5 protein-coding genes are annotated in these 8,372 nt (G+C 59.4%); all 5 read left to right on the plus strand.

Going from position 1 to position 8,372, the window contains the following annotated elements; all coding sequences use genetic code 11:
• Positions 1-66 precede the first annotated feature (66 nt).
• Positions 67-1,149 (plus strand): ABC transporter ATP-binding protein, encoded by a 1,083-nt coding sequence (locus IB244_RS23200; RefSeq protein WP_192305786.1) that lies wholly within the window; start codon positions 67-69, stop codon positions 1,147-1,149.
• Positions 1,149-2,033 (plus strand): carbohydrate ABC transporter permease, encoded by an 885-nt coding sequence (locus IB244_RS23205; protein WP_192305788.1) that lies wholly within the window; start codon positions 1,149-1,151, stop codon positions 2,031-2,033. The genes IB244_RS23200 and IB244_RS23205 overlap by 1 nt, the downstream gene beginning before the upstream one ends.
• Positions 2,030-2,878, plus strand: coding sequence for a carbohydrate ABC transporter permease (locus tag IB244_RS23210; protein ID WP_018860264.1), 849 nt, complete (start codon positions 2,030-2,032; stop codon positions 2,876-2,878). Before IB244_RS23205 ends, IB244_RS23210 begins: the two co-directional genes overlap by 4 nt.
• A gap of 75 nt (positions 2,879-2,953) precedes the next feature.
• Positions 2,954-4,258 carry an extracellular solute-binding protein gene (locus IB244_RS23215; protein WP_409564083.1) on the plus strand — a complete coding sequence of 435 codons (1,305 nt, stop codon included), beginning with the start codon at positions 2,954-2,956 and terminating at the stop codon, positions 4,256-4,258.
• Positions 4,259-4,950: 692 nt separating this feature from the next.
• On the plus strand, positions 4,951-8,372 hold a 3,422-nt coding region (locus tag IB244_RS23220), incomplete at its 3' end, for a N,N-dimethylformamidase beta subunit family domain-containing protein (protein WP_192305792.1).

Genomic DNA, 8,372 nt, shown 5'->3' on the forward strand with positions numbered 1-8,372 from the left:
GCGGGCGCGGAAAACCGCGCTCGGCCTCAAACGGCAGGCTCTGGAACTCAATCAGCGGAGGAATACGTGGCGCTCATCGAACTGGTGAACATCAGCAAGCAATACGGTGCGGTGCAGGTCATCGACAACCTGTCCCTGACGATCAATTCCAACGAGTTCATGGTCTTCCTCGGCCCATCCGGCTGCGGAAAATCCACCTTGCTGCGAATGATTGCCGGCCTGGAGAGCATCGACGGCGGCGAGATACGCATCGACGGCAAGCGCATCGATCATCTGCCGCCGGGCGAGCGCGGTATCGCCATGGTGTTCCAGCACTATGCGCTCTACCCGCATATGAGCGTGCGCGACAACATGGCCTTCGGCTTGCGCAACATCGGGATCGACGAAGCGGAAATCGTTCGCCGGGTAACGGAGGCGGCAAAGGTTCTTGTTCTCGACAAGCTGCTTGATCGCAAGCCGGGCCAACTGTCCGGTGGCCAACGTCAGCGCGTCGCCATTGGTCGCGCGATCGTCAAGGAGCCGCAAGCCTTCCTGTTCGACGAGCCCCTGTCGAATCTCGATGCGGCACTTCGCGTCAGAACGCGCGTCGAGTTGGCGCAGCTTCACAACCGCGTCAAATCGACAATGGTCTTCGTGACGCATGACCAGATCGAGGCGATGACGCTCGCACACCGGATCGTGGTCATGAACAATCGCCGCATCGAACAGGTCGGCACACCAATGGAGATTTATGCACGACCTGCGACACGTTTCGTCGCCGAGTTCGTCGGTTCTCCTGCCATGAACTTCCTGCCCGTGAAACTGGACCGCGATTTTGTTCGCCTAACCGACGGGACGACTGTCCATACGTCGGTTCCAATCAAAGAATTGGCGCCGGCCAGTGACTACACGATGGGTGTCCGCGCTGAAGCCATTTCGATCGGGCGATCCGGCACAGGCGACACGGATGCCGTTGTCGAGGTCATCGAGCGGCTGGGGGATCGCACGCTCGTCTATGCTCGCATCGCAGATAACTCGCTGCTGGTGGCAGAAGCCAAGGGAGACAGCCCACTCGCGCCAGGCGCAGCCGTGGCCCTGACGTTCGACGGCCGCCGGACCCACCTCTTTGACGCGGCCGGCCGCGGCTATCACACCGCGGAGGCAGCGTGATGAGCCAGGCCATCCACATGAACGAATCCCGATTGCGAAACGGCTTGTTCGTTGCGCCTTTCGTGCTTGTTTTCGTCTGCCTGCTCGTCATTCCTCTCTTTTGGGGTTTCTGGCTAGGCCTGACGAAGGCTGACCTGTTCGGCCCCGGCAAGTTTGTGGGGCTTGCAAACTATACGCGCCTCTTCAACGACAAGATTTTCCGCGGGGCAGTTCTGAATACGCTCTATTTCGTTGCCTTGACCGTACCGGTTCTCGCAGTCTTCGGTCTTGCATTGGCGCTGGCCCTCAATCGCAAGACACGCTTCGCCTCGGTGATGCGCGCCGTCTTCTTTGCCTCGTCGGTGCTGTCGGTCACGGTCGTCACCCTGATATGGCGCATCGTCTTCATTCCCGACATTGGCCTGCTTTCCAATATCTTCGGCTGGTTCGGTCTGCCGCAGGTTACCTTCCTCAGCAATGCGCGTCTTGCGCTTCCGGCCGTTGCGATCGCAACGGTCTGGTGGGGCGTAGGCTTGCCGATGATGCTGTTTCTGGCCGCGCTGCAACAGGTGCCGGGCGAGATTTATGAAGCGGCTGCGCTCGACAATGCCGGGCGCTGGAAGACGCTGTGGCGCATTACGCTTCCGTCGATACGTCGGACATTCCTGCTCGTGCTGATCATTCAAAGCGTGCTTCAGTTCCAGGTATTCGGCCAGGCCCAGCTGATGACGCAGGGCGGCCCCAACAATGCTTCGAGACCGATTGTCCTTTACATCTACGACGTTGCCTTCACCCGCTTCGATGTCGGCATGGGCGCTGCGACCTCGCAGGTCCTGTTCGCGATCATCCTGATGGCCGGCATGCTGCAGTACTTCCTTTCCAACCGGCAGGGAGAAAATCGATGAGCCGCACGAGCTCCGGCATTGTCGGAAAATCCCTGGGAGACCGGATCATCCTTCTCGCCGTCGTGGCAGCCGGCCTGATCATGGTATTGCCGATCCTTTGGGTGGTCGGGCTGTCGTTCAAGCTCAATGCGGAACTGAAGCTGGATACGAATTCGGTCTTCCACGTTCCGTACACGATCAAGAACTACGCAGACGTGTTTGGCGGATCCAATGTCTTCCGCTGGTTCTTGAACAGTCTCATCGTTTCGTCGGGGATGACGCTCGGTGTGCTGATCCTGTCGTCGCTTGCCGGCTATGGTTTCGCGCGGCTACGGTTTCCGGGGCGCGACATTCTGTTTGTCATCGTTCTGTTCGGCCTTGCCGTTCCGGAGCAGGCGGTGATCGTCGCACGTCATCAGATCTTCAGCATGCTCCGACTGCACAATACCTATCCTGGCCTGATCCTGCCCGGTTTGGCTGCGCCATTTGGTGTTTTCCTGATGACGCAGTACTTCCGGGAGATTCCCAAGGAACTGGATGAGGCAGCACTGCTCGACAACGCGTCGCGCTTCAAGATCTTCTGGACGGTTCTTCTACCCCTCACCATCCCGGCCCAGGCGACACTCGGTGTGTTCACCTTCCTCGGTGCCTGGAACGACTATCTGTGGCCGCTCATCTCGGCGACCAAGAAGGACATGTATACGATCACGACCGGCATTGCTTCCATGCAGATGAACTTCGCCCAGACTGAAGGCCTCGGCTTCCTGATGGCTCAGGCTGTGTTCGCGGGCCTGCCAACGCTCGCTGTCTACCTGTTCTTCCAGAAATACATCGTCACCGCGGTTTCGGGTTACGCAGTGCGATGACGATCATGATCTGACAATCCGGTTTCAACGCGCACTTTCGCAAGCAATAGGAGGAGATTGCAAATGAAGATTGGCATGAGGAATATCTTACTGGCGGCGACCCTGACCATGGCGTCGTGGCCGGCTCTCGCCGGTGGTCCGGTCGAAATTACAGTTCAACGGTTCTTCGGAGCGTGTGACGCCGATTGGGGAACCAACACCGACGTCAGCAAGGCTGTAGGCGAGTGCGGAATCATCACGTCGCAGATCAACAAGTTCGTTGCCGACAATCCCGACATCAAGATCAATGTGAACACCGTCGAATGGCCTGGTTACGACCAGCTGACGGCGCAGCTGGCATCGGGCGAGCCGCCGGATGTCGTCACCATCCATGAATCCGTACTGTCCGACTATCAGTCGAAGGGTCTTCTTGAGCCTCTGGACGCAGTACTGAAGGCTGCCGGCGTGGATTCTTCCACTTTCACCGCGGCGGGCCGGGAAGGGGTGACGAAGGAAGGCCAGATATTCGGCCTGCCGATCGATTCCCACACCATGTTGTGGCACATCAACATGAACTATTTCCGCAAGGCGGGTCTGGTCAATGATGACGGAACGCCGGTGCTACCGAAGACGGCCGATGAACTGCTCGCACAGGCTAAGCAGTTCAAGGAAAAGACCGGCAAGCCCTATCTCGTTCAGAGCATGGCCAACGAAAAGGGTGCGTTCTATCGTGCCCTCTATATCTACCTGACCCAGATGAAGTCCGACTTCTTCGCAGATCCGACCCATGTCAAACTCAACACACCTGAAGCCAAGAAGATCGTCCAGCTGTTCAAGGACGTCTACGATCAGGATCTGACCACGAAAGACCAGGACTATGCTGCATCCCTGTCCGGCTTTACCAAGGGGGACGGTGGTGTTCTTCTGAATGGTACCTGGGTTGTGGGTGACTTCGATGCCCTGTCGAAAGAGGCCGACAACGCGCTCACCAACGGCTACGCGGTCTATCCGTATCCGCCAGTGTTCGGTGGCGAACCGGCCTATTGGTCGGATGGCCACTCCTGGGCGATGACAAAGAAGGATCGTACCCCGGAGCAGGTTGCGGCAATCGGCAAGTTTCTGAAGTTCATGGCCGATCACAACTTCGATTGGGCCCGGACCGGTCACTTGCCGGCTCAGCAGGCGGTCATTGATTCAGCAGAGTTCAAGGCGCTGCCGCATCGCGCCACGATCCTCAGCATCGCAAACGTCGCAAAACCCCTGCCTGCACAGGTTCGTCATCAGTTCGCGGTCAACGACATCATCGGCGAAGAGATCGCTTCTGCGATCACTGGGCAAAAGGAGATCGATGCCGCGCTCACAGACGCCGAAACCCGCGTCAACGATCTGCTTGCAAACTAGCCATAAAGGGGCTGTCCGAGCATTCCGGACAGCCCTTTGGCAATTTATGCCTCTGTAGAGGGGAAGCCGGACGCGGTCAGCAGATCGGCACTCTGCAAGACCGCGCTCCAAAGACAGGAACCGTCCTTGACAGCTCGGTGCTTAACTCCTGGCCCCCCGGCTGGAATCGCAGCAAGCGTCCTGGCGAGGTAATTCCTTTCGTTCTCGATCGGTCGCATGGCCATCCTGACGCGTTCCTGCTCACCTTCGGTACAGTTCTGCCCTTCCAAGCTCGAGCGTTCGCTGCCCGCAACAAGGCTCCCCGGTGAGCTTAAGGCTGCTCCGGCCGGAGAGTTGGACCAGCGATCAGGATCGGATGGGTCAGTTGTATCCTGCAATGTTTGATATCCCTAAAAAAGAGCAGCGATGGTCACATCATCGTCATGGAAGGCGAGGGAGGCTTCAACCTCGAAAACCATGTCCATTCGTGGTCTTAGTGGACATGACCCGCTTCTCTAGCGATTTCATAAAACGCCCGCATGGCGTCGCTGACGCCTCCAACGGCGTCTCTCCGTCATGCGAGAGCGGTATGGTCCTCATTGGCCAAAAGGTGATCGCCCGATTTAGCTCGAAAGGCGTACAAGGTATTTTGCGCTTCTTCGGCTATGATTCGACAATCTGCACATTGGTAGATTTTCGCGAGGGGGCATGCCATGCATCGCAAAGCTCTCCGTTGGGCATCTCGCTCAATGCTATTGGATTCGTTGACTCCCCGGTGGCTAGCGGGCCGAAAGGCAAAGCTTCGCAACACCGCCTATAGGGAGGATAACAACTATCAACTCGCGCTGGCCGCACAAACGACCGATGCGATCAAGTCTGGCACTGTCTCCGACAGTCCCGTCAACACCATCGCGGTCAATGAGGATGACGATCGGTCGACGGGGGTGGTCTGCGACGCTCACGGCCAGGTCAATAACGACACCACACTGCCGTCGTTGGCCGATAGTTTCGCAACGATCTGCGGAGCCGGAGTTCAACGCGGCGACTTTGTAGCACATCAGCCGTTTGCTGTTGACGGTGCTGCGCAGACAGCGTCCGGACCAGGTTCGATTAGTGTAGGGAGCGGGTCCGCTTCCGGCAAAGTCGTTAGCCCTGAATCGACCCCCTCAGCGCGGGCGAGTGTTCACGGATCGCACTCATTCCTGGCGTTTGGCATCGGCGGCTACCATACCTCTCCGACGCGAATGCTCGATTGGGCGCAAGGCGGCGGCATGCTCCAGCGTGACGGCCAACTGCCCGGAACCAGACTGACCGAGGGATCGGACTATGTACCGACCGGCAAGGGAACATTTTGCGACCCGCTTCCGAACCGTGACCTTTCGCCCTTGTCAGGCTGGCACGGAACAACAATGTGGGCGGGCTCAACAGTCTCGAACCGGTCATTGCCAGGCCGCGGGGAGATCGGAGCGGGAAGCGCAACCTCCAAGGGTGTGAATATCCTTTCCGGCGCGGTGACTGAACCGGTGGGCACGCAAAGCGCAGGGACGCAGAGTCTGGCGGCGGCGGCCGCCACCACCAATGCGATTGTGGCGGAAAACCAGAAGCAGGGCAATCCACAGAGCGAATGGGGCATCACGGGAGCCGGAAGCTCGAACATCGAGGGGTTCGCCACCGACATCAGCATCAATCGGGGCCAGACCGTCAGCTTCAAGATCAATACCAATTCCAACAACTATCGGATCGACATCTATCGCCTCGGTTATTACGGCGGCATGGGAGCACGCAAGGTTGACACCATTCAGCATACGGGCGTCCAGAACCAGCCTACAGCGTTGCGCGACAGCACCACCGGTTTGGTCGACGCCGGCAACTGGTCGGTTTCAGCGTCCTGGGCAATTCCGGCCGACGCAACGTCGGGAATCTACATCGCGAAGCTCGTGCGTCAGGATGGTACCTTCGGCGAAAACCAAATCCCGTTCATCGTGCGCGACGACAGCAGCCACAGCGACGTCCTCTTCCAAACGTCGGATGAGACCTGGCAGGCCTACAATCCCTGGGGCGGGGCCAATTTATACCAGGGCAACGGGCCGGGGGGCGACTCGTCCCCAGGGCGCGCATACGCGGTTAGCTACAATCGCCCGATCACCACGAGGGGCGGCGGCCTGGCGGCCGGACCACAGGATTATATATTCGGTGTCGAGTACCCAGCCATCCAGTGGTTGGAGAAGAACGGCTATGACGTTTCCTACATGGCCGGAGTGGACTCGGATCGCCTCGGCAGCCTGATTCAGAACCACAAGATGTTCCTGAGCGTCGGCCACGACGAGTATTGGTCGGGACAACAGCGCACCAACGTCGAGGCAGCGCGGGATGCTGGTGTAAACCTCTGCTTTTGGAGCGGCAACGAGGTCTACTGGGAGACGCGCTTCGCTCCGAGCATCAGTTCCGGCGCCCAGGCGTATCGCACCCTGGTGTGCTACAAGGAAACCAGGGCCGGACCCATCGATCCGGATAACCAATGGACCGGAACCTACCGGGATCCACGGTTCGTCTCGCCGACCGCGGTCGGCGGAGGGCGGCCGGAGAATGCGCTGACCGGCACCATGTTCCAGGTCGACTCGTACCGAAGCGATTCGATCACCATCCCGTATGACGACGCCAATCTACGCTTCTGGCGCGATACCAGCGTGGCAAACCTGCAACCTGGCCAGACGGCCACGCTCCAGCAGAACTATCTCGGGTATGAATGGGATCAGTCACCCGATAATGGCTGGCGTCCGGCCGGACTGATCGAACTGTCGTCGACCACCTTGCCCGTGGACCAATATCTGCTGGACTACGGCACCGTCACCGGGACTGCCACCGCAACGCACAATCTGACGCTTTACCGAGCTCCTAGCGGCGCCCTGGTGTTCGGCGCCGGCACGGTTTACTGGGCATGGGGACTCGATCAGAACCACGATCTCGAGGCCACGCCGGTCGATCCACGGGTCAAGCAGGCCATGGTCAACCTGCTGGCGGACATGGGGATCCAGCCTGGCACATTGGAGGCAGGCCTGGTATCAGCAACGCAGTCGACGGATACGACAAAACCGGTATCATCGATCACCGCACCGAACGACGGGACCCCTCTTAAGGTAGGCAACGCCATCACCATCAGCGGAACCGCATCGGACGTCGGCGGCGTCATCGCTGCCGTCGAGGTGTCGACCGATGGCGGGACAACGTGGCACCGGGCCGTTGGAGACGAGAGCTGGACCTATAGCTGGGTCGCGCAGACAGCCGGTACGTTCACTATCAAGACCCGGGCGGTGGACGACAGCGTCAATCTGGAGACCCCCGGTGCCGGCCGCACTGTGACGGTAACCGGCAACAACTTCTTTTCCGCTTCGGCGGTTCCGCCCATCGTGCCGGACGTCGATCCCAACGCAATCGAAGTGGGAATGAAGTTCCAATCCTCAGTGGCAGGCACGGTCACGGGCGTGCGGTACTACAAGAGCGACTTGAACATCGGGCCACACACGGGGTCGCTGTGGTCGAGCACGGGAACCAGGCTGGCAACGGTCACCTTCACCAACGAGTCAGGTGTAGGCTGGCAGGCGGCGAGCTTTTCCAACCCGGTCGCGATCACCGCTGGTACGACCTATGTGGTCTCGTATCACACCAACTACGGACACTACACGGCAACGGGAAACTACTTCGCTTCTTCCGTGACAAACGGATTCCTAACGGCTCCGGCGAATGCCGGTGTCTACACCTATAATTCGGCCAGCGTCTTCCCGAGCAGCACCTTCAACAGCGAGAACTACTGGGTTGATGTATTATTCAACCAGGCAACGCCAAACACGGCGCCGACGGCGGTTGCCGATGCCGGCGATGCGACCGAGAAGGGCGGCGTTGCCAATGGCTCGGGCGGTTCTGTCGCCAGCGGCAATGTGCTGACCAACGACACCGATCCGGACGCCGGCGACACCAAGACCGTCACGGCCGTCAGCTTCGGCGCGACAACAGGCACGCTCGGCACCGCACTTGCCGGTGCCTATGGCAGTCTCGTCCTCGCGGCCTCGGGCGCCTATACCTATACGATCAACGAGGCCAACTCCGCGGTGCAGGCGCTGCGGCTGTCGACCAACAC

It is taken from the genome of Rhizobium sp. RHZ02, assembly GCF_014851575.1.
Classification (GTDB): domain Bacteria; phylum Pseudomonadota; class Alphaproteobacteria; order Rhizobiales; family Rhizobiaceae; genus Rhizobium; species Rhizobium altiplani.